The sequence below is a fragment of the Streptomyces sp. NPDC002835 genome (assembly GCF_053591995.1).
Genome location: NZ_JBSFUW010000044.1, coordinates 1 through 24,622, shown reverse-complemented (window position 1 = coordinate 24,622; position 24,622 = coordinate 1). Strand labels below are relative to the sequence as shown.

Annotated in this window: 17 protein-coding genes and 1 pseudogene; 7 read left to right on the top strand and 11 right to left on the bottom strand. The window is 71.7% G+C overall.

Translation table 11 applies throughout. The features are described 5' to 3' along the window. Positions 1–16: 16 nt before the first annotated feature. Complete coding sequence (locus ACWD01_RS32130) at positions 17–2,881, bottom strand: PQQ-dependent sugar dehydrogenase (RefSeq protein WP_451166781.1); 2,865 nt, start codon at positions 2,879–2,881, stop codon at positions 17–19. A gap of 389 nt (positions 2,882–3,270) precedes the next feature. Between ACWD01_RS32130 and ACWD01_RS32125 the strand changes: the two genes are divergently transcribed. Continuing rightward, positions 3,271–3,624 (top strand): hypothetical protein, encoded by a 354-nt coding sequence (locus ACWD01_RS32125; RefSeq protein ID WP_451166779.1) that lies wholly within the window; start codon positions 3,271–3,273, stop codon positions 3,622–3,624. 87 nt (positions 3,625–3,711) lie between these two features. On the opposite strand, the gene ACWD01_RS32120 is transcribed toward ACWD01_RS32125, so the two are convergent. Together ACWD01_RS32120 and ACWD01_RS32115 are read right to left on the bottom strand one after the other, a co-directional pair. Beyond that, positions 3,712–5,436: an acyl-CoA dehydrogenase family protein gene (locus ACWD01_RS32120; protein ID WP_451166777.1), complete on the bottom strand. Its 1,725-nt coding sequence runs from the start codon at positions 5,434–5,436 to the stop codon at positions 3,712–3,714. A gap of 98 nt (positions 5,437–5,534) precedes the next feature. Next, positions 5,535–6,134, bottom strand: a complete 600-nt coding sequence (locus ACWD01_RS32115) for a PadR family transcriptional regulator (RefSeq protein ID WP_451166775.1) — start codon at positions 6,132–6,134, stop codon at positions 5,535–5,537. Between the two features lie 278 nt (positions 6,135–6,412). On the opposite strand from ACWD01_RS32115, the gene ACWD01_RS32110 reads away from it, so the two are divergent. Beyond that, positions 6,413–7,732 carry a cytochrome P450 gene (locus ACWD01_RS32110; RefSeq protein ID WP_451166773.1) on the top strand — a complete coding sequence of 440 codons (1,320 nt, stop codon included), beginning with the start codon at positions 6,413–6,415 and terminating at the stop codon, positions 7,730–7,732. A 51-nt stretch (positions 7,733–7,783) separates the two neighbouring features. Here the strand turns inward: ACWD01_RS32110 and ACWD01_RS32105 are convergent, their stop codons facing one another. From ACWD01_RS32105 to ACWD01_RS32075, 7 genes are all read right to left on the bottom strand, one after another. Then, entirely contained in the window at positions 7,784–8,509 is a 726-nt protein-coding gene (locus ACWD01_RS32105) for a GntR family transcriptional regulator (protein WP_451166771.1), read from the bottom strand. A gap of 156 nt (positions 8,510–8,665) precedes the next feature. Next, complete coding sequence (locus tag ACWD01_RS32100; protein ID WP_451166769.1) at positions 8,666–9,670, bottom strand: proline racemase family protein; 1,005 nt, start codon at positions 9,668–9,670, stop codon at positions 8,666–8,668. Positions 9,671–9,699: 29 nt separating this feature from the next. Continuing rightward, on the bottom strand, positions 9,700–10,620 hold the full coding sequence (locus tag ACWD01_RS32095; protein ID WP_451166768.1) for a dihydrodipicolinate synthase family protein: 921 nt from the start codon (positions 10,618–10,620) through the stop codon (positions 9,700–9,702). 70 nt (positions 10,621–10,690) lie between these two features. Continuing rightward, a complete protein-coding gene (locus tag ACWD01_RS32090; RefSeq protein ID WP_451166766.1) occupies positions 10,691–12,238 on the bottom strand; it encodes an FAD/NAD(P)-dependent oxidoreductase in 1,548 nt (515 codons plus the stop codon). Beyond that, positions 12,219–12,542, bottom strand: coding sequence for a (2Fe-2S)-binding protein (locus ACWD01_RS32085; RefSeq protein ID WP_451166765.1), 324 nt, complete (start codon positions 12,540–12,542; stop codon positions 12,219–12,221). The genes ACWD01_RS32090 and ACWD01_RS32085 overlap by 20 nt, the downstream gene beginning before the upstream one ends. Continuing rightward, positions 12,532–13,734: an NAD(P)/FAD-dependent oxidoreductase gene (locus ACWD01_RS32080; RefSeq protein ID WP_451166763.1), complete on the bottom strand. Its 1,203-nt coding sequence runs from the start codon at positions 13,732–13,734 to the stop codon at positions 12,532–12,534. The genes ACWD01_RS32085 and ACWD01_RS32080 overlap by 11 nt, the downstream gene beginning before the upstream one ends. Before the next feature lie 74 nt (positions 13,735–13,808). Then, the gene (locus ACWD01_RS32075) at positions 13,809–15,182 is read right to left on the bottom strand and encodes an aminopeptidase P family protein (RefSeq protein ID WP_451166761.1); all 1,374 of its coding nucleotides are present in this window, start codon (positions 15,180–15,182) and stop codon (positions 13,809–13,811) included. 111 nt (positions 15,183–15,293) lie between these two features. Between ACWD01_RS32075 and ACWD01_RS32070 the strand changes: the two genes are divergently transcribed. The 4 genes and pseudogenes from ACWD01_RS32070 to ACWD01_RS32055 all read left to right on the top strand — a co-directional run bounded on the left by ACWD01_RS32070 (position 15,294) and on the right by ACWD01_RS32055 (position 21,174). Then, positions 15,294–17,042, top strand: a complete 1,749-nt coding sequence (locus ACWD01_RS32070; protein WP_451166759.1) for an ABC transporter substrate-binding protein — start codon at positions 15,294–15,296, stop codon at positions 17,040–17,042. Positions 17,043–17,054: 12 nt separating this feature from the next. Continuing rightward, positions 17,055–17,675, top strand: a pseudogene (locus ACWD01_RS32065) (ABC transporter permease); the annotation flags it as partial. A 14-nt stretch (positions 17,676–17,689) separates the two neighbouring features. Continuing rightward, entirely contained in the window at positions 17,690–18,628 is a 939-nt protein-coding gene (locus ACWD01_RS32060) for an ABC transporter ATP-binding protein (protein WP_451166757.1), read from the top strand. A 230-nt stretch (positions 18,629–18,858) separates the two neighbouring features. Continuing rightward, complete coding sequence (locus tag ACWD01_RS32055) at positions 18,859–21,174, top strand: collagenase (RefSeq protein ID WP_451166832.1); 2,316 nt, start codon at positions 18,859–18,861, stop codon at positions 21,172–21,174. Positions 21,175–21,285: 111 nt separating this feature from the next. On the opposite strand, the gene ACWD01_RS32050 is transcribed toward ACWD01_RS32055, so the two are convergent. Then, entirely contained in the window at positions 21,286–21,696 is a 411-nt protein-coding gene (locus ACWD01_RS32050; protein WP_451166755.1) for a Fur family transcriptional regulator, read from the bottom strand. Between the two features lie 541 nt (positions 21,697–22,237). Here ACWD01_RS32050 and katG point away from each other — a divergent pair. Beyond that, positions 22,238–24,469 carry a catalase/peroxidase HPI gene (gene katG / locus ACWD01_RS32045; RefSeq protein ID WP_451166753.1) on the top strand — a complete coding sequence of 744 codons (2,232 nt, stop codon included), beginning with the start codon at positions 22,238–22,240 and terminating at the stop codon, positions 24,467–24,469. Positions 24,470–24,622: the final 153 nt, after the last annotated feature.

The window sequence follows — 24,622 nt, the reverse complement described above, 5'->3', positions numbered from 1 at the left end:
TGTCGCCTCCTTCCTGCTAGGGCAGGGTCCATGTCTGGTTGGGGCCGGTGTGGCAGGTCCACAGATGGGCCCTGGTGCCGTCGTTCCAGGTGCTGCCCTCGGCGTCGAGGCACTTGCCGGACTGCGGGTTGCGCACCGATCCGTCGGCCTGCGCGGACCACTGCTGGGCGCCGCTTCCGTTGCACGTCCACAGTTGCACCTTCGTACCGTCGGCACTGCCTCCGCCGCTCACGTCGAGGCACTTGCCGAGCGCGCGCAGCGTGCCGTCGCCATGCACCGTCCAGCGCTGGGCGGCGGTCGCGTTGCAGGTCCAGAGCTGCACCTGCGTGCCGTCGGCCGTCGCGCCGTCGGCGACGTCGAGGCACTTGCCGTTGACGCCCTTGATCTCGCCGGTCCGGGCCCCGGTGGCCGAGGTGGTGAAGTGGAAGTCGTCGACATCGAACAGGGAGCCGCTGCCGCCCTTGAAGACCAGGTACAGGGTCGTGGTGCCGGACGGCTGGTTCGACAGTGCGGTGCCGACCTCCTCGAACGTCTCCCAGCCGCCGGTCACCGGCACGGTCACGGTGCCGAGCAGCGTGCCGGTGGGTGACCCGGCGCGTACCTCGACGATGCCTCCGGAGCCGCCGGAGGAGACGCGGGCCGTGAAGCGGGTGGCGTTGCCGAGGACGTACGGCTTGAAGGAGATCCAGTCGCCGTTGTCGATGTAGCCGACGGTCTTCCCGCCGTGCGCCGCCGCGTGGCTCACGACCTGCACGCCGGCAGAGTCGCCGTAGTGCTCGCCCTGGCGGTGGGTGGGCTGGCTGATGTGCTGGTCGTGGGTGGTGAGGGCGGGCTGCCCGTTCGCGCCCTTGTCGGTGTACTCCGCGTCCCAGACGCCGAAGATGTTCGCGTTCGGGTCGTGCTCGCCGTCCGCGATGGTCTGCACGGTCCCGGAGCAGCCGGTGGCGGAGGTCTGCGGATGGCCGTGGCTGTCGTGGCCGATGATGAAGGTCACCTTGACGCTGGAGCAGTCGACGGCGCCGTCCTCCGGGTCGCTCACGGTGACGCGGAACGGCACGGCGGCGCCGGGGTCGATGATGCTGCCGTCGGCGGGCAGTTCGAGGCGCACGGTGGGGGCGGTGTTGCCGACGGTGATCTGTACGGAGACGGTGGCGGTCCGGCCGGTGCCGTCGGAGACGGTCAGTTCGGCGGTGTAGCGGCCGTTGGCAGTGTACGTGTGCGAGGGGTTGGCCGCGTTCGACGTGGCGCCGTCGCCGAACTTCCAGGCGTAGGACAGCGTGTCGCCGTCGGGGTCGGAGCTGCCGGCAGACGAGAACGCCACGGTCAGCGGCGCCTGCCCGGAGGTGCGGTCGGCCTTGGCCCGGGCGAGGGGCGAGCGGCCGCCGGTGACGTGCTCGATCCGGTACAGGGCCGAGTTCTCGTCGCCGCTGAAGTAGCCGGTGCCGTAGTCGAGGACGTACAGCGCGCCGTCCGGGCCGAAGGCCATGTCCATCACCTGGGTGCCGCTCCAGGGGAAGGCGTTGATGGACTGGACCGTGCCGTCGCCGCTCTGTTCGATGCGGCGTATCCACTTGCGGCCGAACTCGCCTGCGAAGAAGTCGCCGTCGTACGCCTCAGGGAACTTCACCAGGGAGTCGAGCCCTGCGTCGTAGCGGTAGACCGGTCCGCCCATGGGGGACTCGGAACCGCTGCCGAACTCGGGCACCGAGCCGCCGTCGTACGGCAGCCAGGCCGGCTCGGCGGGCGGCAGGTCGGTCAGGCCGGTGTTGCGCGGCGAGGTGTTCCTCGGGGCGGCGCAGGAGAACTTGGCGCCCGAGGTCCCGGCGGCGAAGTCGTAGTCGCTGTAGGCGTCGTTGGCGCCGGTGCAGTAGGGCCAGCCGTAGTTGCCCGCCTTGGTGATCCGGTTGAACTCGACCTGTCCGGCGGGGCCGCGGGACGCGTCCGCGGTGCCGGCGTCGGGGCCGTAGTCGCCGAGGTAGACGGTCCCGGTCTGCTGGTCGACGCTCATCCGGAACGGGTTGCGGAAGCCCATCGCGTAGATCTCGGGCCGGGTCCTGGCGGTGCCGGGGGCGAAGAGATTGCCGGCGGGGACGGTGTACGAGCCGTCCGCGGCGACCTTGATCCGCAGCACCTTGCCCCGCAGATCGTTGGTGTTGGCACTGGAACGCTGGGCGTCGTAGGCCGGGTTGCGCGAGGCGCGTTCGTCGAGCGGCGCGTAGCCGTCGGAGGCGAAGGGGTTCGTGTCGTCGCCGGTCGTCAGATAGAGGTTGCCCTGCGCGTCGAAGTCGATGTCGCCGCCGACGTGGCAGCAGATGCCGCGGGAGGCGGGGACGTCCAGGATCTTCTTCTCGCTGGCGGTGTCCAGCTTTCCGTCGGCGGCGAGGGTGAAGCGGGAGAGCCTGTTGACGCCGTCGAAGGGGGCGAAGTCGGCGGCCGTGCCGTCGCCGGGGGTGTCGCCGGCCGGGGTGGTGAGCTTGGGCGCGTAGTAGAGGTAGATGTGCCGGTTGGAGGCGAAGCCGGGGTCCACGCCGACGCCTTGCAGACCCTCCTCGTCGTGGCTGTAGACGTCCAGCTTGCCCGCCACCCGGGTGGTGCCGGCCGCGTCGGTGATCCGCACGGTGCCGTCGCGCGACGTGTGCAGCACGGACCGGTCGGGCAGTACGGCCATCGTCATGGGCTCGCCGGTCTCGGCGACGCCCTTGGCGAGCGTGACCTGCTGGAACTCCTCGGCGGCGGCCTGCTGGGCCGCGGGCGGTCTGGGTGGAGTGGGTGGTGCGGGCGCCGCGGCCGCGGGCGCGGCGGGAGTGAAGAGTGCGGCGGAGAGCAGGGCGGCGAGAAGGCCGGCCGCTGCCCGTCGGAATCCTAAGAGCCTTGGGCGCACAGGTGTCTCCCGAAAGAGGTGGGGGGTGCCCGAGTGGCCCCGGGGAGGGCCACGTCGTGAAACCGCAGGCGTGCGCCGTCACGCCGACAGGTCGTTCTGGGCCGCAACTTGGGTGGCCCGTAAGCAAGTTAGCGGCCCTCTCGCGACTCCGTAAGCCCTTTGGCGTCGACTTCCCCCACTTCCTCCAGGGCCAGGACAAAGCCGCTGTGCGCCAGGACGGGCGCTCCCCGCGGCGAGCCCGGCTGGGACTTGCCGAGCGGCCCGCACCGTTCCGTCCTGGACTCGGACCCCGCGCGACACAGGACTTGAACATGTTCAATAATATGGCAAGCCCAGCTCGTGCTTCTCGGTGCGCGGGCATTTCGCCCCATGCCCCCGCGGAGGCCCGCATGTCCCGTCCCTGCACCCTGTGTCGCGGCGTCGGGCCGTGCCGCACCGCGGCCGCCTGCTACCTGGCCCTCGTGGCGGCCGGCGCGCTGGTCGTGGAACATCTCGGCCGCACCGAACCGGCCACGGCAGTACTCCAGTTGGCGACCTTCCCGGGCTCGGTCCTGGTCGCGATCCTGCTGCTCCACATCCTCGCCCCGGCCTTCGGAGCCGAACCCGACACCACGGATCAGGAACCGTCCGCGCTCGACCTGGTGCTGCCATTCGGCCTGGGGTCGATGGCGAACGTGCTCCTGCTGTGGGGCGCCGTCGCATGCACCCGCGCCGTGGTCAGGGAACTGCGCCGGGGCCGGTGACACCGTACGGCCGCCGGTCACGCCGGGCGGCCGGTGCGGGCGGAACCCGCGCCGGCCGCTTCCGGACCGCCCGCTGCCGCTACCGGGTCAGGGCTTCATCTCGTACGCCCCCGAGAGGGCTTCGACGCGCGCCCACACCCGCGCCGCCCGGCCCTCGTCGACGACGGAGCGCCGGACCGCGGCCATGGCCCAGCTCTGCTGCTGAGCCGTGGCGGAGTCCTTGCCGTGCAGCTCGACGGCGTGCACGGAGAAGTCGCGGACCAGGACGGCGAACAGCTCGTCGAGCACGTCCTCGTCCGGGCCGGTCAGCCCGGCCTGCTCCAGGATCAGCTGACCGTGCACGACGAGCGAGAACAGCTGTCCCACGGCGAGGAGCAGGTCGAGGTCACGGCTCTGCTCCTCGTCGGGGGCGGCGGTGGCGACGAACTCGCACAGCGCCTCCGCCTGCTCCCGGAAGCGGGCGACGTTGGGCAGGTGGGCGTAGGCGTCGAAGGCGGGACGCCAGTCGTGGAACCGTACGGAGCCGAGGCCGCGGGCCGGTCCCTGCCGGAAGAGGAAGTCGTCGTCGGCCGCGTCGAGCCGGGTGGGCACGGGCGCGTACTCGGCCGGGTTCAGCAGGTGGTTGCGCATGAACTTGAGGATCAGCGCGAGATTGACGTGGACCGTTCCCTCGAGCTTCGGCAGGCCCCGGATCTCGACGGCGGCCTGGGCGAAGTAGGTGTCCTTCTCGAAGCCCTTGGCCGCGATGACGTCCCAGAGGAGGTCGATGACCTTCTCGCCCTCCGTGGTGACCTTCATCTTGGTCATCGGGTTGAAGAGCAGGTAGCGGCGGTCGTCGGGGCCCGCGGAGCGGAAGTAGTCGACGGCGCGGTCGCTGAACAGCTTCATCCCGACCAGCCGGACGTACGCGTCGGCCAGCTCGCGGCGCACGTGCGGGAAGGCGGTGACGGGGCGGCCGTACAGGATCCGGTTGTGGGCGTGGGTGACCGCCTCGTACATCGCGTGCTCGCAGATGCCGATGGAGGCGGTGCACAGGTTGAACTTGCCGACGTTGACGGTGTTGAGCGCGGCGTCGAAGGCGGCACGGCCGGTGTGCAGCACGTCCTCGGGGGCGACGGGATAGTCCGCCAGCCGGAACTCGCTGACGTACTTGGAGGAGTCGACCACGTTCTGCACGACGTGGTAGGCGGGGTGGCGGCTGTCCGCGGCGAAGAAGACATAGCCGTCGGGGCCCTCGACATCGGTGCGGCGGCCGAAGACGGAGACGAGTCCGGCGGCGTTGCCGTTGCCGATGTAGTACTTGGAGCCACGGGCCCGGAAGCCGCCCTCGCCGTCGGGCTCCAGCAGCATGTCGGTGGAGTAGATGTCGGCGCCGTGGGCCTTCTCCGAGAGGCCGAAGGCGAACACCTCGCCCTGGTCCAGCAGTTCGGCGGCACGCGTCCTGGCCGCGGCGTTGTCGCTCTGCCAGACCGGTCCGAGGCCGAGGACGGTGACCTGCCAGGCGTACCAGTAGTCGAGCCCGTAGAAGCCGAAGATCTCGTTGAGGGCGGCGATCCGCGCCGTGTCCCAGCGCTTGTCCTGCTGCTGCGCCCCGGCCTCGGCGGCGGGGGTCAGGAAGGTCGCGAACAGCCCCTCCTCCGCGGCGAACGCGAGGAAGTCCGCGAGCCAGGCGCGGGTGCGGTAGTCCTCGATCAGCCTGCGCTTGCCGCGCGCCTCGAACCAGTCGACGGTGGCGCGCAGCAGCCTGCGGGTCTCCGGGTCGAAGTGCGCGGGGTCGTAGGTGCGAGGGTTGAACAGCAGCGGGTCAGCCATGAGGGGTGCCTTTCCGGCTCGGGGTGTCGAGGGGCAGGAAGAGGGGTGGTGCGGGCCGACGAGGGCCCGGGGGGTAAGTGCGTGGGCTACGGACGCCTTCATCGGTCGCGGTCGAGGCGGCGCAGGGTGGCCAGTACGTCGTCGAGCCAGGCGATCATCATCCGCTCGTACGCGATCCCGCCGCGGAGGACGGCATGCTGCAACTCCCGCCCGGCGTCGGGAGCTTGACCGCCCGGGGGTCGGTCGTCGACAGCCTGGCCGCCGGACGCGGCGGGTTCACTCCGCCCGAAGTCCCGTCGCTCGCCGGCGAGGTAGTGCTCGAGCTGGTCCCGGTGCATCCGCTGATGCCGCTCGACCTCGCCGATCAGGGCGTGCGGGTCGTCGAAGGCCGCCCCGCGGATCTTCACGGCGAGCTCGTGCCGAACGCTTTCCGGCTGGATCGGCTCGTGGAGCCACTCACCCAGGGCGGACCGGCCGTGCACCGAGACCGAGTACTCCTTCTTGTCCGGCCGGCCCTGCTGCGCCACTTCCCGCACATCGATCCATCCGTCGGCCTCCATGCGCTTGAGGACGCGGTAGATCTGCTGGTGGGTGGCCGTCCAGAAGTAGCCGATGGACCGCTCGAACCGCCGGGCCAGCTCATACCCGGAGCCCGGCTTCTCCAGCAGGGAGACGAGGATCGCGTGTTCGAGCGCCATACGGCGATCCTGCTATGCAACTTGTTGCATAGGCAAGCCGTGGCCGCTCCGGTGAGACACGGCTCACGCGCGCCACGCCCCGCCGCACGGGCGGGCGGCGGGGGCGGCGCGGGCCGGATGGAGCGGGCCGGGCCGGGCGGATCCCATGCCCGGTGCGTGATACCGGGCACATGCGGGCGAGGACGGCAGACGGTGCGTGTTAACGTCCGCGCGTGACTTTTCCGGCCCCGTACGTGCGGACCTCGGACACCGCGGTGGCGGCACCCGAGGTGGCCGACATGCCTGATCGGAGAGGTTCGGCGCACGCGACGCGGACCGGGGACGCTCCGGGGGCGGATGACCGGTTCGATCCGGCGGATGACCGGTTCGACCTGCTCGGCGAGGGCTTCGTACGCGACCCCTACCCGTGGCTGGACGTCCTGCGCGCCGAGGCGCCAGTGCACCACGACGAGGCGACGGGGCTGTGGCTGGTCAGCCGCCACCAGGACGTGCGCCGGGTGTTGGCCGAACCCGCCGTCTTCCTGCCCGACAACGCGCAGCACGCGCTCGCCCCGCTGCCTGTCGCCGTCCTGCGGACGCTCGCGAGGGCCGGCTTCACGCTCCCGCCCGCGCTGGCCAACAACGGCACCGACAGTCACGCCGGGCTTCGCCGGCTGGTCAACCGGTTCTTCAACGCCCGGCGGGTCGCGGCCGCCGTGCCGGTGATCGAGCGCTGCGCCGAGGAGCTGCTGGACGCGGCGCGGGACCGGGTCGGCGCCGACGGGCGCTGTGACCTCTTCGCCTCCTATGCCCAGATCCTGCCGTGCCGGGTGCTGATGGAACTGCTGGGCATCCGGGGTGTCACGCCCGACACGCTGATCCGCTGGAGCGACGCGTCGCTGGAGCTGTTCTGGGGCCGGCCCTCGGCCGAGCGGCAGCTTGAACTGGCCCGCCTCGTCGGCGAGTTCCACCAGTGGCTGACACAGACCGTACGCGGTTCCGCTGCCACGTCGTCGCCGGACTCGTTCGTCGGAGCGCTCTCCCGCCATCGCCTGCCCGATGGAGAACCGCTGGACACGGCGACCGCGGTCAGTGCCTGCTTCTTCATCTTCATCGCCGGGCAGTCCACCACCGGTCAGCTGATCGCGACCGTGCTGCGCAGCGCGCTCGGCGAGCCGGGACTCTGGCCGCGCCCGGCGCAGGAACCGGGCCTGGCCGAGGCGTGGGTGGAGGAGGTACTGCGGCGCGAGCCGCCGGTGACCTCCTGGCGCCGGGTCACCGCACGACCGGTGGAACTGGCGGGTACGCGACTCCCGGCGGGCGCGCAGCTGCTCCTCATGCTGATGGGCAGCGGTTCGGACCCGGCCGTGTTCGCCGACCCCGAGCGGATGTGCCCGCACCGGGCGAACGTCCGTCAGCATTTGGCGTTCGGCGCCGGACGCCACCGCTGTCCTGGCGCGTCGTTGGCACGCACGGAGGCGGCGATCGCCCTGCGGGCGGTGGCCCGCCGACTGCCGGAGGTCCGACTCACGCCAGAAGGGGCACGACCGCCGATGCTCGGCCTGTTGTCCTTCCGGGCGCCGCTGGAGGTCGTGGTGGAACGGCGGCCCGCTCGGTAGAGCGGCCGGTGGGCGGTGGCCCGGGTCGGTAGGTCTGTCTGCGGACCAGGCTCAGCGGGCGGCGCCCAGCTGCCTCCTGGGGCCGGGTGCGGCGGACCGGCGCTCCTTCTCCTGCGCGCCCTCGGCCCAGAGCGAGCGCACATGTCCGAGGTGGCGGGCCATGCACTTCTCGGCGCCCTTCGCGTCACCCGCCACCATCAGGTCGAGCAGTTCGACATGCTCCTCGGCGGACGGGATCAGCTGGTCGCGCTCGTCCAGTGCGGTCAGCCCGTACAGTCGCGAACGCTTGCGCAGATCGCCGACGGTCTCGACGAGCCGGTCGTTGCCCGCGAGCGCGAGAAGAGAGAGATGGAACTGGCGGTCGGCCTCGAGATAGCCGATGAGGTCGTGCTCGCGCGCGGCACGCACGATCTCCTCGGCCACCGGCCGCAGCGCCTCCAGGTCTTCGCGGGAGGCACTTCGGGTGATCCGGCGGACCATGGGGACCTCGATCAGGATGCGGATCTCGCTGTACTGGTCGAGATCGCGCTCGTTGACCTCGGTGACGCGGAAGCCCTTGTTGCGGACCGGCTCGACGAGGCCCTCCCGGGCCAGGTCGAGCATCGCCTCGCGCACTGGTGTCGCGGAGATTCCGAAGTCCTCGGCGAGGCCGGGCGCGGAGTAGACCTCGCCGGGACGCAGTTCGCCGGAGATGAGCGCGGCGCGCAGGGCGTGAGCGACCTGGTCACGCAGCCGCTCCCTGGCGGTGATGAGGTTGCGCTGCTTCAGGTGGCCCATGGTGGTGGTGTTCCCTTCGCCCTGTGCCCTCGTGGCCGAGAGAGGATCACCAGCGTACAATGTCACGTTGCTTTCGCAGGTGGCTGGACGGACAGCCGCACCAGGACGTCGGAAGGGTCGGCCGGGGCGCGTGGGACGCCCTGGCCGGGGCGGTGGTCACAGGAGAAACCCTCCGGGGAAGGGGTCGTCCGGGTCGAGGAAGTACTGCGCGGTGCCCGTGATCCAGGCGCGTCCGGTGATACGGGGCACGACCGCCGATACGCCGCCGACCTCGGTCTCCGCCACGAGCCGGCCGGTGAACTCGGTACCGATGAAGGACTCGTTGATGAAGTCGCGGTGCAGCGGCAATGCGCCACGAGCGTGCAGCTGCGCCATTCGCGCGGAGGTGCCGGTGCCGCACGGTGAGCGGTCGAACCAGCCGGGGTGGATGGCCATGGCATGGCGTGAGCGGTGCGCGTCAGAGTCGGGGGCGGCGAGATACACGTGCTTGACCCCCGCGATCTCGGGTTGCTCCGGGTGTACGGGGCGGTCCGGGGAGGCGTTGATCGCGTCCATGACGGCGAGTCCGGCCGCAAGCAGTTCGTCCTTGCGGGACCGGTCGAACGGCAGCCCCAGCGAGTCCAGTTCGACGAAGGCGTAGAAGTTCCCGCCGAAGGCGAGGTCGTACGTCACCGTCCCGTGCCCCGCCACGTCCACCTTGCGGTCCAGGCCGGCGCAGAACGCGGGGACGTTGGTGAGCGTGACCGCCTTGGCCGCACCGTCCTCGACCTGCACGTCGACGGAGACGAGCCCGGCGGGGGTGTCGAGGCGGACGGTGGTGACGGGTTCGGTGACCGTGACCATGCCGGTCTCGACGAGGACGGTGGCCACGCCGATGGTGCCGTGCCCGCACATCGGCAGCAGTCCGGAGACCTCGATGTACAGCACTCCGTAGTCGGCGTCGGAGCGGGTCGGCGGCTGGAGTATCGCGCCGCTCATCGAGGCGTGGCCGCGCGGCTCGTACATCAGGAGCGTGCGCAGACGGTCGAGGTGCTCGATGAAGTGGAGCCTGCGCTCGGCCATCGTGGCGCCGGGGACCACCCCGACGCCCCCGGTGATCACGCGCGTGGGCATGCCCTCGGTGTGTGTGTCGACGGCGTGGAAGACATGGCGGGTCCGCACGGACGTCCCTTCCTGCGAGGCGGATCTGGTCAGTGGTGGCCGTCGGCGACGGCCTTCTCGGTCGCCGCGCGCACTGCGGCCGCCGCCGCGGCGGGCAACGGCGTACGCGGCGGACGGGTGGGGCCGCCGCGGCGGCCGACGACGTCCATGGACACCTTGATGGCCTGCACGAACTCGGTCCTGGAGTCCCAGCGCAGCAGCGAGTGCAGTGACTTGTAGAGGGGCACTGCGGTGTCGAGCTGCCAGGAGACGGCGGCGTGGTAGAGCTCGGCGCAGGTGGCGGGGAAGGCGTTCGGGTAGCCGGCGATCCAGCCGACCGCACCCGCGAGGGCCAGCTCCAGCAGCACGTCGTCCGCGCCGATCAGCAGATCGAGGTCCGGGGCGAGTTCGCCGATTTCGTAGGCCCTGCGCACATCACCGCTGAACTCCTTGACGGCCACGATGCTGCCGTCGCCGTGCAGCCGGGCAAGCAGGTCGGGGGTGAGGTCGACCTTGGTGTCGACGGGGTTGTTGTAGCCCACCACGGGCACCCCCACGCGGGCGACCTCCGCGTAGTGGGCGCGCACCGCCGGCTCGTCGGCGCGATAGGCGTTCGGCGGCAGCAGCAGCACGCTTCCGCAGCCCTCCTCGGCTGCCTGCTCCGCCCAGCGGCGGGACTCCGCGCTGCCGTAGGCGGCGACCCCGGGCATCACACGCGCGCCGTCGCCCGCAGCCTCGACGGCGGTGCGGACCACACGGGCACGCTCGTCGTCGGTGAGAGTCTGGTACTCGCCGAGGGAACCGTTGGGCACGACGCCGTCGCAGCCCTCGTCGACGAGCCGGCGGACGTGCTCGGCGTAGGCGTCGAGGTCGACGGAGAGATCGTCGCGCAGGGGGAGAGCGGTGGCGACCATGATGCCGCGCCAGGGGCGGTCGGCGGTCCATGCGGGGGTGGCTCTGGTGGCGGTCATGCGGGAACCTCTTTTGTAGGTGTGACATCTGGTCGAGCCGTTGGCGACACCCGCAGGGGCGCCGCGTCTCTCAGTCGCCGGGGCCGTCGGCGCCGTCCGGACGGGCGGTGCCGGGCTGTTCGGACGTGCCTGTGGGCGTGGCGTCCGGCGCGCTCTCGTCGAGGGCTCCCAGCACGCCCAGGGGCACGGGCACCGCGAGCGGTCTGCGCTCGGGAGACGACGGCCGGGACCCGGTGCCCTCCCCCGCCGCGAGGCAGGTCACGGCGGCCCCGCACACCCGGCCCTGGCACCAGCCCATGCCCGCGCGGGTGAGGAGCTTGACCGTGCGGGCGTCACGGGCGCCGTAGTCGTCGACCGCCTCACGGACGGCGCCCGCCGACACCTCCTCGCAGCGGCACACTTCCGTTGCGTCGTCCAGCCACTCGGCCCAGCCCGGCCCCGGCGCGTGCACCGCGGCCATGGCGCCGGCGAAGGCGCGCATGCGCTCACGCCTCCGTCGAAGCTCCCGCACCCGCCCGTCGCGCGCCGGTCCGGGCCCGCCGCGCAGTTGGGCGGCCACCGCGATGCCTGCGATCTCGCCTTCCACCCGGGCGAGTTGCGCGCCGCCGATGCCACCGGGCTCGCCCGCCGCCCACAGACCGGGCACCGAGGTCTGCTGCAGCGCGTCCAGCGCCAGGGCGTACGTCCCGTCCTGTGTACGCCGCATCGCGCATCCCAGGCCGGTGGCGAGCTCGGTCTGCGGGACGAGACCGTGCCCGACCGCAAGGGCGTCGCAGACGATCCGGCGGCCCGTCCCCCGTACGGGCCGCCAGTCACGGTCGATCCGGGAGACGGTGACCGCCTCCACCCGGTCCGTGCCGTGGACCCGGGTCACCGCGCTGCGGGTGCGCAGCCGCACGCCGTGCCCGAGCAGAGCCGCACCGTGGACCACGGCCTCGGCCAGCTTCTGCGGGTTGGCGGCGAGGACGGCCGGCCGGCGCGCATAGCCGAGATAACCGGCCGCCTCCACCACCGCGGGAACGCGAGCCCCGGCCGTGGCGAGTGAGGCGGCGACAGCGAGCAGCAGCGGGCCGCTGCCCGCCACGACGACGCGCCTGCCGGGCAGGACGAGCCCGGATTTCAGCATCGCCTGCGCTCCTGCGGCACCCACGACCCCCGGCAGCGTCCAGCCGGGGAAGGGCAGTTGGCGTTCGTACGCGCCGGTCGCGAGCAGGACCGCACGGGCCCGAACCCGCACGGGGCGCTCGCCGTCGCCGTCCACGCCGGTGACCGCGTGCACCGTCCACGGCGCGTCCGCCCCCTCCTGCCGCTCCACGGTCCAGACGTGGTGCCCGGGGAGATGGACGGCGTCGCTCGCCTCGAGGCGGCCGCGCAGACCGGCGAAGGCGGACCAGTCGTGGTGCAGGGCCTCCGGGCGCACCGCACCGAGGGCCGGGGCGGGGTGGCGGTAGAACTGGCCGCCGATCCGGCCCGCCGTGTCCAGCAGGGCGACGGAGAGCCCTTGTTCGGATGCGGTGACGGCACCCGCGAGGCCCGCGCAGCCCGCGCCGATCACCGCGAGGTCGTACACCGCGGCAGACGGGTCGCCGATGGCCCGGTCAGACGGCGAGTTCGGCATGACCGTGTCCTTCCTGAGTGGTGACCGTGTCGCCGGGACGGGCGGGCGCCAGACAGGCCCGCCTGTTGGGCCGCCCGTTGATCACGGCGAGGCAGTCGTAGCAATGGCCGATGCCGCAGAAGGCTCCGCTCGGGCGGCCGCCCCGGCGCGTGGTGCGCCAGGCAAGGACGCCGGCCGACCAGAGGACGGCGGCGACGGACTGACCGGGCAGCGCGGGGATCGTGCGCCCGTCGAACGTGATCTCGAACGAGGGCGGCTCGGGGGCCGCGCCGACGAGTTCGGCGGGGGTGCGGTCACGCGTCATGGCACGTCTCCTTCCGCGGTGGGCGGGGCGCTGCAGTTTCGAAACGGTCCGGCCTGAACGGCTCGATGTCCATGGGGAGTCCGGTCCCGGACAGGATGCGAGCGACGATCATCCCCGTGGCAGGGGCGAGCCCTATCCCCGCGCCCTCGTGCCCGCAGGCGTGCAGCAGGCCGGGTACACGCGGGTCTGGGCCGATCGCGGGCAGATGGTCCGGCAGGTACGGGCGGAAACCGGCGTACGTCCGTATCGCCCGCACCCGGGAGAGCACCGGGAACAGGCAGGTCGCCTGGACCGCGAGGCGGCGCAGGGCCTCCACCGACAGGGTGCGGTCGAAGCCGACCCGTTCCCGGCTCGCGCCGATCAGGACCGGCCCCGCCGGGGTGCCCTCGACGACGGCGGAGGTCTGGAGCGCCGCCGCGCCGCTGGCGACATCGGCGACGTAATCGGCCGTGTAGACCTTGTGCCGTACCACACGCGGCAGCGGCTCGGTGACCAGGACGAAGCCCCGGCGGGGAAGCACCGGCAGGTCCACTCCCGCAAGCCCGGCCAGCTGCCCGCCCCAGGCGCCGGCGGCGTTCACCACACAGGGGGCGTGCAGATCACCACCCGCCGTCCGTACGCCCCGTACCTCGCCACTCGGGCCCTTGAGCACGCCGGTGACCTCCTCCCCCAGCCGCAGGAGGACCCGGGCGGAGCCCTGCCCGCCCACGGCGCGCAGCAGATGCGCCGCGGCGAGCGCGGGCTGCACCTGGGCGTCCTGCGGATAGTGGAAGCCACCCGCCAGACCCGGGGACAGGTGGGGCTCCAGGTCGCGGAGCCGGCCGCCGACGACCTCCTGGTTCTTCACTCCCGCCCGCTCCTGCCGCGCGGCGAGGTCACGCAGGACCGCCAGGGACGCCTCGCCGGAGGCGACGACCAGGCCGCCCTTCGCCTCGTACTCGACACGGGACGGCAGCACGTCGGACAGCTCACGCCACAACCGTGTGGACAGCAGGGCCAGTTCGAGCTCGGGGCCCGGCTCCTTGTCGGAGACCAGCAGATTTCCCTCTCCGGCTCCCGTGGTGCCGCCCGCGACGGGGCCGCGGTCGATCACAGTGACGGAGAGGCCGGAGCGGGCCGCGTAGTAGGCACAGGCGGCGCCGACCACACCCGCTCCGACGACGATGAGATCCGGTGAGTTCCTCGTGGGCACGAGAGTAATATTTCACATTGCACTGCGCGGAGGGAAGAGGTCCGCCCCCGCCGAACCTCGGACCTGACTGTGGATCAGTGCCCCGCCGTCAGCGCCCCCATCCATGCCTCGATCGCGTCCGGGGTGCGTGGCAGCGCCTGCGACATCAGCCGCGCCCCCTCGTCCGTGATGACGAGGTCGTCCTCGATGCGCACGCCGATCCCGCGCAGTTCGGCCGGGAGCGTCCCGTCGTCGGGCTGGAGGTAGAGGCCGGGTTCGACCGTCAGCACCTGGCCCTGCTCCAGCACCCCGTCGAGATAGGCGTCCGCCCGCGCCTGCGCGCAGTCGTGGACGTCGAGCCCGAGCATGTGCCCGCTGCTGCACAGGGTGTATCGCCGGTGGAAGTCGCCCTCCGGGCTCTTGAGGACGCCCCACTCCGTGAGCCCCTCCGCGATCACCTGCATCGCGGCGCGGTGGAAGTCACGGAATCGCGCCCCCGGCCTGAGCGCGGCGATGCCCGCGTCCTGGGCGGCGAGCACGAGCTCGTAGACCTGCCGCTGCACGGGCGAGAACCGCCCGGAGAGCGGGACGGTGCGTGTGATGTCCGCGGTGTACAGGCTGCCCGTCTCCACGCCCGCGTCCAGGAGCAGCAACTGCTGGGCGTCCAGGGGGCCATCGTTGCGTATCCAGTGCAGGACGCAGGCGTGGGCGCCGGCCGCCGCGATGGTCTCGTAGCCGGTGCCGTTGCCCTCGGCGCGGGCGCGCAGGCCGAAGACGCCCTCGATCCAGCGCTCGCCGCGCGGATGGGCGAGCGCGCGCGGCAGGGACCGGACGACGTCCTCGAAGCCCGCGGTGGTGTGGTCCACGGCGAGTTGGAGCTGCTCCACCTCCCAGGCATCTTTGACGAGTCTCAACTCGCTCAGTGCGGACGCGAGTTCGGCGTCGGTGGAAGCGTCCCGGCCCGGCGGCAGTGCCCCCTGCACGTCCAGAGCGACACAGCGGATTCCGGTCATGTGCTCGGCCTCGGCCAGATCGGGGCGCCGGCCGACCCAGAATTCGCCGTAGCGGCGGTCCCGGTAGAAGCCGGCGTCGGTGCGCGGTGAGCGCGGCCGTACGTACAGCACCGGCTCGTGCCCGTGCGGCCCGTTCGGCTCCATGACCAGCACATGCCCGGCCTGCTCCTCGCCGGTCAGGCCGGTGAGCCAGGCGTACGCGCTGTGCGGCCGGAAGCGGTGGTCGCAGTCGTTCGAGCGGACCTTGAGCTCCCCCGCGGGGACGATCAGCCGCTCACCGGGGAAGCGGGCCGACAGCCGGCCGCGACGGACGGGCGTGAGGCCGGCGACGGAAGGCCGGACCGGGTCGGGGAGCCGGGACGCCATCCAGTTCCCGGCCATGAACTGCGCCAACTCCTCGGATTCGGGCAGATCGTGACTGACCGTCCGGTGGGCCCGGGCGATGGATCCCGTCATGCTTCCTCCTTGATTCGCGCACGCCACTTGTTGAGTACAATTTCACATTACTATGTTACCGGTCACACCCCAGCCGTTCGGGCTGTCCGACTGTTCACGGAGTGACCACTGATGAACAAGCGCACCTGCACCGCCCTCGCCTTCTCGCTGGTGGCGGCCCTGGCCCTCGGCACGGCGGGCTGCTCCGGCGACACCCACGCCACGGACGGCAGGGGCCGGGGCACGAATCCCGCCCTCGCCAACCAGGGCGCCGTCATCGGCGGCACACCCGTGAAGGGCGGCACCCTCACCGTCCTGTCCAACCAGGACTTCACCCACCTCGACCCCGCCCGCAACTGGGTCATGGGCGACATGGACTTCGGCACCCGGCTGCTCTACCGCACCCTCGTGACGTACCGGGCCGAACCCGGAGCCGACGGCGGGGAGCTGACCCCCGACCTGGCCGAGGACCTCGGCACCTCCTCCAACGGGGCCAGGACCTGGACGTTCAGGCTCAAGAAGGGGCTGAAGTACGAGGACGGGTCGCCCGTCACCGCCCACGACATCAAGTACAACGTGGAGCGGTCCTTCTCTCCCGACCTGCCCGGCGGCCCCGACTACGCGGCCCGCTACCTCGCCGGCGCCGATGACTTCCGGGGCCCGGCCCAGGGCGAGCACCTCGGCTCCGTCAAGGTGCCCGACGACCACACGATCACCTTCGAACTGCGCAAACCTTTCGCCGAGTTCCCCTACGCCACCGCGCTGCCGACGTTCGCTCCGGTCCCGAAGTCGCGCGACATGGGCCCCCGGTACGACAGCCGTCCCTTCTCCTCGGGCCCGTACAGGATCGAGTCGTACGCCAGGGACAAGCAGCTGGTGCTGGTCCGCAACCCTCACTGGGACCCCGACTCCGACACCGTGCGCAAGGCGTACCCGGACAGGATCGTCGTGACGATGGGCCTGAAGGGCAACCAGATCGACGACCGCCTCATCGCCTCCTCCGGCGCCGACGCCTCCGCCGTTCCCTGGGGGAAGCTGCGCCCGGAAAGCATCCCCAAGGTGCTGACCAAGGCCGACGTCAGGCGACGGCTGCTCGCCGAGTCCACCAACTGCACAGAGATGCTCCAGATGCACACGGGCCGTGCGCCGTTCGACCAAGTGAAGGCCCGTCAGGCCGTGCAGTACGCCCTCGACCGCGAGGCCGTACTGACCGCATCCGGCGGTCCGGCGTTGAACGACCCGGCCACAGCCCTCATGCCGGGCTCCCTCTTCGGCGGCAAACAGCCCGACACCCTGAAGATCCCCCTCGCCGGCGACGTGGCGAAGGCCGAGCAGCTCCTCAGGGAGGCCGGCCGCCCAAACGGCTTCACCACCAGCATCACCGTGTCCAGTGGCGACAAGGGCGTCGGCGAGGCGATCCAGCAGTCGCTCGGCCGGGCCGGGATCAAGGTCACCATCGAGACCGTCGACCCGTCCGCCTTCTACGACAGCATCGGCGACATCGGGAACCGCACCGACCTCGTCTACACGGGCTGGTGCCCGGACTACCCGTCCGGCTCCACCTTCCTGCCCTTCGTCTTCGACGGCCGCTACATCAAGGAGAAGGGCAACTCCGGCAACCACTCGCTCTTCCGCGACCCGGCGACCATGCAGCGGATGGACGAGATCGCCGCCATGACCGACGCCCGGCAGGCCGCCAATGCCTGGCAGGACCTGGACGGACGGATCCTCGCCAAGGCCCCGACCGCGCCCGCCGTCATCGAGCGCATGCCGCTGCTGCTCGGCACCAACATCGCCGGCGCCTTCGGCCACAGCTCCTTCGGCGGCCAGATCGACTACGCCACCGTCGGTCTCAAGGAACCCTCCCGGAGCGGCCGCTGAGAGCCGGCCGCTGTGGCAGCCATCGAATCCCGGACCGTCCCCCCGGGCAGCGGCCCCTGGCAGCTCGCTCGCGCGGAACTGCGCCGCCGGACCTCGGTGAAACTCTCCCTCGCCGTGGTGGCCCTCTTCGTGTTCATGGCGGTGGCAGCTCCGCTGCTCAGCGCGCTGAGCGGCTGGGGCCCCGAAGAGTTCGACAAGAACGCCGTCGACCCCTATCTCGGCGGGCAGCCCGTCGGACCGCTCGGCGGCGTCTCCGCCGAGCACTGGCTCGGTGTCGAACCCGTCACCGGCCGCGACCTGTTCGCCCGGGTCGTGCACGGTGCCCGGGTCTCGCTGCTCATCGCCTTCGCCGCCACCGCCATCGTCGTCGTCACGGGTGTCGCGGCCGGCACCGCGGCCGGCTACTTCGGCGGCACCACCGACGCCGTGCTCTCCCGGCTGATGGACCTCACCATGTCCTTCCCGTCCCTCATCTTCATGATCGCGATGATGTCCGTGGCCCGCGACGTCAACCGGATCGTGCTGATGACCGCGGTCATCGGCCTCTTCGGCTGGCCCGGCATCGCCCGCGTCGTACGCGGACAGACGCTCTCGCTCAAGCACCGCGAGTACGTCGACGCCGCCCGCGTCGGCTACGGGATCTGACCATGACGTTCCACGGCGGGCGGGGTCGCTCGGCCAGGCACGTGCGGGCCGTCGACAAAGTCGGCTTCGATGTGGCGAGGGGCGAGACCCTCGGCCTGGTGGGGGAATCCGGCTGCGGAAAGTCGACCACGGGCCGGATGATCGTGCGTCTCCTGGAACCGACCGGCGGCTCGGTCACGTACGACGGCCGCGACATCAGCCGTCTCTCGCAGCGCGAGCTGAGGCCGCTGCGGCGGGAGATCCAGATGGTGTTCCAGGATCCGCACTCCTCCCTCAACCCGCGCCAGACCGTGGCCCGGATCATCTCCGACCCCCTTCTGGTCCAGGGCAGTGGGGCCGCCGACGCGCGCCGCAGGGCCGCCGAGCTGATGGAGCTCGTCGGACTGATCCCCGAGCACATCGACCGCTATCCGCACGAGTTCTCCGGCGGCCAGGCCCAGCGCATCGGCATCGCCCGTGCACTGGCCACAAGCCCGCGCCTGATCGTCGCGGACGAACCGGTCTCCGCGCTCGACGTCTCCGTACAGGCCCAGATCGTCAACCTGATGGGCCGGCTGCAACGGGACCTCTCTCTCGCCTACCTCTTCATCGCCCACGATCTCTCGGTGGTCAAGCGGGTGTGCGACCGGGTCGCCGTGATGTATCTGGGCCGCATCGTCGAGATCGGCCCCAAGGAGCGGGTGTACGACGCCCCGGCCCACCCCTACACGCGGTCCCTGCTGTCCGCCGTACCGCTGCCCGACCCGGTGCGTGAGCGGGCCCGCGAGCGGATCACGCTGCTCGGCGATCCGCCGAATCCGGCCTCTCCCCCGCCGGGCTGCGCCTTCCACCCCCGCTGCCCGAAGGCGCGGCAGATCTGCCGGACCGAGACGCCGGAGCTCGGGCCTCCGGCCCCCGGCGAGGTCCGTCAGGTGGCCTGCCACTTCCCCGAGACCCCCTGACCGGGGCACGAACCGCGATCCGCGGTGCACAGCTCTTTACAGTGCCATTTCACATTACTACGTTACGCATCACATAGCGCCGCACCTTCAACTGGCGCTCGCGCCACGGCAGTTGACGCCCGAAACGCCTTCCGCCGCACAGCGCACCTCTTGCCACCTCCCACACAGGAGCCGATGTGTTCCAGCCCAGAAACCCACGCCCACGTCCGCGCCCCGTCGCGCGCAGATCCCTGCGCGCAGGCCTGCTCACCGCCGCGACAGCACTCACACTCTGCGTGACGGCCGTCCAGCCCGCCCCCGCGGCCGAACCCGCCCCCACGACTCCCGTCACGCCCTCTGCGACACGGGCGGCATCCCAGACGGACCCCACCGACAAGGTGGACCGCCTGGCCGAGGCCCCGGACCCTCGAGCCGCCCGTCCGCTGCCGGCCCCGGGCGGCATCACCGGCGGCCGCGTCCCCGGACCCCGTACCCCGGAACAGAAGGGCAAGGCCGAGGTCGGCGCGGCGCATGCGCCCTGCACGCTCGACGGCGTCACGGGCCTCACCCCTGGGCAGTTCGCGGACTTCCTCGCCGACCCCGCCGTCACCGCCGACGGCTGCCTTCGCTCCATCCTGTGGACCTGGGACCAGCGCCTCGTCCCGGTCATGTCGGACGCGCACGTCCAGGCCGTCTCCCGCCGCGCCACCGGCCTCGCCGACTCCCACGACGGCAGGAACGGCAGCCACCTGCTGGAGATGTTCACGTATCTCCACGCCGTCGCCTACCACGACTTCTCGCGCGACGAGATCGACGTCACCGACACGCCGACCCTGACCACCATGCGCCGTGCCGTCGCCCGCTTCGGCTCGGCGTCCCGCACCTTCGACGCCACCGGCACCAACGCGCAGAGCCTCCGCGAAGCGCTCTACGCCGCCTCGGCACCCGGCCTGCGCCAGTACCAACTCGGGCTTGTGAAGCGGGTGCTGGCCACCATGGACACCCGGCACCCCGACACCGCACAGGACACTTCATGGGCCGGGGCCGCCCTCGCCGCGCTCAGCCTGAACTACCTCGGCGTCTACCCCGGCAACCAGGACACCGCCTTCCACGCCGCGGCGAAGGCGTCCCCGTCCTACCGGGCAGCCTTCCGGGCCTTCGCCCGCCACACCCACCTCAAGGACCGGCCCAACGCCTGGGTCGTGCGTGACGCGCTGAGCGAGTACGGCCGCTTCGGCCAGATCGACGGACTGCGCACCGAGACCGTCTCCGGCCTCGGCACGCTTCTTGGCGTCACGGCGCGCACCTTCGGTGACAGCAGTGCCCCCTGGGCGAAGGTCGCCGGCTGGCTGGGCGTGTACAAGGCCTGCGCCCGGTACCACGTGTGCGCGTCCGACATCGAGAAGCGTCTCTTCCCGCACACGTACGTCTACGGTGTCGACGGCACCGACCGCATCAGGGTCCGCACCGGCCTCGACCGGGCCACCGTCGACCAGTTGTACTACGCGAGCAAGCAGGTCAAGGCGCAGTTCCACCGCGTGGTCGGCAGTGAGGAGCCGCTCGCCGGGGACCCGAACTCCGCCCTGAACATCGTGCTGTACTCCTCCCGCAAGGAGTACGAGATCTTCCACCCGCTCCTGACCGGCATGGGAACCGACAACGGCGGCATCTACATCGAGAAGGGCGCGACCTTCTACACGTACCAGCGCCGGGTGCCGCAGGACTCCTCGCTGACCCTGGAGGAGCTGTTCCGCCACGAGTACGGTCACTACCTCAACGGCCGCTGGGCGGTGCCCGGCTTCTTCGGCGAGGGCCCCTGGTACGAGGGCGACCGGACCACGGCGATGGACGAGGGCACCGCGGAGTTCTTCGCCGGGGCCAGCCGCAGTGACGGTGTCAAGGTGCGCAAGTCGCTCGTGCAGGGCGTCATCGACGACACAGCGAAGGGCGGACCGCGCATGACGGTGGACCGGCTGCTGCACGCCACGTACGCCGGCGACGGCTTCCGCTTCTACGACTACGCGGGCACCTTCTTCGAGTTCCTCTGGACCGAGCGCCCCTCCCTGCTGCGGGAGATGTACGGCAGCCTGCGCGCCGACGATCCGGCCGCCTTCGACGCCTGGCGCGACCGGCTCGGCAAGGACGCGGGGCTGCAGAGCGCGTACGACGCCTTCCTCGACGCGCAGATCGCCCACGTCGACGAACTGTTCGTGCCGGACACCGGCTACGTCCCCGTGGACCGGCTGCACGACGACTCGGCCGACGCGGTCCGCGCGTCCTTCGTCGCGACGACCGGCAGCATCCCCGCCTGCCACGGCAGCGGCACGGCCGAGCGTCCCCGGTTCGTCTGCACCGGCCGCGTCACCGCGAACCTGACCGACGCCGGCGACGCCGACCTCGTCTTCAAGGACATGTCGGAGACGGTCGACCACTTCCTCCTAGACCGCGCCGCGGGCGGCGACAACAACCTGACCGACATGAACTGCTCGTTCGACGACGTGGACATCTGGTCCGGCGGACGGGCGGGCACGTCGGAATACACCTGCGAGGGCCCCCTCCGCGCCTGACGGACCGAAGGACACCCGCACCCGCGCGCACACCGCCCACACGGTGGCGCGCGGGCTCCTCATGCCGCGCCGCCGACGCGGCAGGGCGGTCCGCCGCCTGAGGCCCCGGCGTCAGGCGCAGGAGGAGCAGACGCCCCGGTAGGTGATCTCGACCTCCGACACCGTGAAGCCGAACCGCTCCTCCGCCGGCAGGTCGGCGAGCGGATCGCCGGTCGGGTGGACGTCCCGGATGGTGCCGCAGCGGGAGCAGATCAGATGGTGGTGCGGCCGGTGCGCGTTGGGGTCGTAGCGCTTGGCGCGGCCGTCGGTGGCAACCTCCAGGACCTCGCCGAGGGAGACCAGTTCGCCCAGGGTGTTGTAGACGGTCGCCCGGGAGATCTCGGGAAGCAGCTGGGCCGCGCGGGCGTGCACCTCGTCGGCGGTGAGATGTACGTGGTCGCCGTCGAGGACCTCCGCGACGACGCGCCGCTGGGAGGTCACCCGCCAGCCGCGTCCTCGCAGTCGCTGCAGCAGGTCACTCATATCGGTTCACCTATTCAGGCTCGGCGGAATACCCGAAGTTTACCGGCCAGTGTCCGGATCCCGATGGGATATGAAACGCGGAAACTTCTTGACCTGGACTGTGTCCATCGTAGGATCGGTTCCGGCAATAGCCAAGGGCGCCGGAGCCTTCGTTACGGCAGGAGACTGAGACATGACAGGACCACCGCCGAGCAGCAGCACGGCGTTGCGGGACCGCGACTGACGGCCGTTCACGTCATGCCGCCGACGGCCTTGCGAGCCGGGACCACTCCGCGTCGGCGTGGTGGCCCCGGTGTCGCTGTCTGTCGCGCAGGCGGTGCGTCGCCGCGGACCGTCGTCGAAGCCCTCCGCCCCCGTCCCCCGCGCAGAGAGCCGTACCCCCTCTCCGCGAGGAAGCCGTTTCCCCTCCCTGCGAGGGGCGCCCCACGCCACGTCGGACCGGTCGGGCAAGCCGGGCCCTTCAATGGGCTCACGCGCCCCGGCCGTTCCACCGCCGGTGACTGCCGAGCACCACGATCCCGCCCCGCTCGAAAGGATTCCCATGTCCGAGAACCCGGATGCAATCGTCACAGACCCGAAGACGGAGGGCGGAGGGGGCGGTTGCCCGGTCGCGCACGGGCGCGCCCCGCACCCGACCCAGGGCGGCGGAAACCGCCAGTGGTGGTCGGAGCGGCTCAACCTGAAGATCCTCGCCAAGAACCCGGCCGTGGCGAACCCGCTCGGTGAGGAGTTCGACTACGCCGCGGCGTTCCGGTCCCTCGACCTCCCGGCCGTGAAACAGGACATCGCGGAGGTGCTGACGACCTCCCAGGACTGGTGGCCCGCCGACTTCGGCCACTACGGCCCCCTCATGGTCCGGATGGCCTGGCACAGCGCGGGCACCTACCGGATAAGCGACGGCCGCGGCGGCGCCGGTGCGGGCCAGCAGCGCTTCGCCCCGCTCAACAGCTGGCCGGACAACGGAAACCTCGACAAGGCCCGCCGTCTGCTGTGGCCGGTCAAGAAGAAGTACGGCCAGGCGCTGTCCTGGGCCGACCTGATGATCCTGGCCGGCAACGTCGCCCTGGAGTCGATGGGCTTCGAGACCTTCGGCTTCGCCGGCGGCCGTGAGGACGTGTGGGAGCCCGAGGAGGACGTCTACTGGGGCCCCGAGTCCACCTGGCTCGGCGACGAGCGCTACACCGGCGACCGGGAGCTGGAGAGCCCGCTCGGCGCGGTGCAGATGGGCCTCATCTACGTCAACCCCGAGGGCCCGAACGGCAATCCGGACCCGCTGGCCGCGGCCCGCGACATCCGTGAGACGTTCCGCCGGATGGCCATGAACGACGAGGAGACGGTCGCCCTCATCGCCGGCGGTCACACCTTCGGCAAGGCCCACGGCGCGGGCCCGGCCGACGCCGTCGGCCCCGCCCCCGAGGCCGCCCCACTCGAGGAGCAGGGCCTCGGCTGGCGGAACGGCCACGGCACGGGCAAGGGCGGCGACACGATCACCAGCGGTCTCGAGGGAGTCTGGACGGACACCCCGACCACCTGGGACAACAGCTTCTTCGAGATCCTGTTCGGCCACGAGTGGGAGCTGTTCAAGAGCCCCGCCGGCGCGCACCAGTGGCGGCCGAAGGACGGCGGCGGCGCGGGCACCGTGCCCGACGCCCACGACCCGTCGAAGACCCACGCCCCGACGATGCTGACGACCGACCTGTCGCTCCGCGTCGACCCGGCGTACGAGCAGATCTCGCGGCGCTTCCTCGAGAACCCCGACGAGTTCGCGGACGCCTTCGCCCGGGCGTGGTACAAGCTCACCCACCGTGACCTTGGTCCGGTCGTGCGCTACCTCGGCCCGGAGGTCCCGAGCGAGACCCAGCTGTGGCAGGACCCGCTCCCCGAGGTCACGCACGAGCTCGTCGACGCCGCGGACGTCGCCGACCTCAAGAGCCGCGTCCTCGCCACCGACCTGACGGTGTCGCAGCTCGTGTCCACCGCCTGGGCGTCGGCCTCGTCCTTCCGCGGCAGCGACAAGCGCGGCGGCGCCAACGGCGCGCGCATCCGCCTCCAGCCGCAGAACGGCTGGGAGGTCAACGACCCCGACCAGCTGGCGACGGTGCTGCGGACCCTGGAGGGCGTCCAGGAGTCCTTCAACTCCGCGCAGACCGGCGGCAAGCGGGTCTCGCTCGCGGACCTGATCGTGCTCGCCGGCGCCGCCGCCGTCGAGCAGGCCGCCAAGGACGCCGGCTTCGACGTCCAGGTGCCCTTCACGCCGGGCCGCGTGGACGCGACGCAGGAGCAGACCGACGTGGAGTCGTTCGCCGCGCTGGAGCCGACCGCGGACGGGTTCCGCAACTACCTCGGCAAGGGCAACCGGCTGCCGGCCGAGTACCTGCTGCTCGACCGGGCGAACCTGCTGACCCTCAGCGCCCCCGAGATGACGGTCCTCGTCGGCGGTCTGCGCGTACTGGGCGCGAACCTCCAGCAGTCGCCGCTCGGCGTCTTCACCGAGTCCCCCGGGACGCTGACCAACGACTTCTTCGTCAACCTGCTCGACCTGGGCACGACGTGGCAGGCGACGTCCGAGGACGCGAACACCTTCGAGGGCCGCGACGGCACGGGCCAGGTCAAGTGGACCGGCACCCGGGCCGACCTGGTCTTCGGGTCGAACTCCGAGCTGCGGGCGCTCGCGGAGGTCTACGCGAGCGACGACGCGAAGGAGAAGTTCGTGAACGACTTCGTCGCCGCGTGGGACAAGGTCATGAACCTGGACCGGTTCGACCTCGCCTGATCCTGATGTCCGGGCCGGGCGGGGAAACCGGCCGGCCCGGACGTCCTCGGCGGGGGGGGGGGGCCGGGGGGGGGGCCCCCCCCCCCCCCGGGGGGGGGGGGGGGCGGGGGGCGGCGGCGGGGGGGGGGGCGGCCGGCCCACCCGGGCGCGGGC

Coding starts and splice junctions, on each gene's coding strand:
- ACWD01_RS32070 (WP_451166759.1), top strand. CDS start 15,294: ATGAACAAGCGCACCTGCACCGCCCTCGCCTTCTCGCTGGTGGCGGCC.
- ACWD01_RS32060 (WP_451166757.1), top strand. CDS start 17,690: ATGACGTTCCACGGCGGGCGGGGTCGCTCGGCCAGGCACGTGCGGGCC.
- ACWD01_RS32050 (WP_451166755.1), bottom strand. CDS start 21,696: ATGAGTGACCTGCTGCAGCGACTGCGAGGACGCGGCTGGCGGGTGACC.
- ACWD01_RS32125 (WP_451166779.1), top strand. CDS start 3,271: ATGTCCCGTCCCTGCACCCTGTGTCGCGGCGTCGGGCCGTGCCGCACC.
- ACWD01_RS32075 (WP_451166761.1), bottom strand. CDS start 15,182: ATGACGGGATCCATCGCCCGGGCCCACCGGACGGTCAGTCACGATCTG.
- ACWD01_RS32120 (WP_451166777.1), bottom strand. CDS start 5,436: ATGGCTGACCCGCTGCTGTTCAACCCTCGCACCTACGACCCCGCGCAC.
- katG (WP_451166753.1), top strand. CDS start 22,238: ATGTCCGAGAACCCGGATGCAATCGTCACAGACCCGAAGACGGAGGGC.
- ACWD01_RS32115 (WP_451166775.1), bottom strand. CDS start 6,134: ATGGCGCTCGAACACGCGATCCTCGTCTCCCTGCTGGAGAAGCCGGGC.
- ACWD01_RS32085 (WP_451166765.1), bottom strand. CDS start 12,542: ATGACGCGTGACCGCACCCCCGCCGAACTCGTCGGCGCGGCCCCCGAG.
- ACWD01_RS32105 (WP_451166771.1), bottom strand. CDS start 8,509: ATGGGCCACCTGAAGCAGCGCAACCTCATCACCGCCAGGGAGCGGCTG.
- ACWD01_RS32090 (WP_451166766.1), bottom strand. CDS start 12,238: ATGCCGAACTCGCCGTCTGACCGGGCCATCGGCGACCCGTCTGCCGCG.
- ACWD01_RS32110 (WP_451166773.1), top strand. CDS start 6,413: ATGCCTGATCGGAGAGGTTCGGCGCACGCGACGCGGACCGGGGACGCT.
- ACWD01_RS32095 (WP_451166768.1), bottom strand. CDS start 10,620: ATGACCGCCACCAGAGCCACCCCCGCATGGACCGCCGACCGCCCCTGG.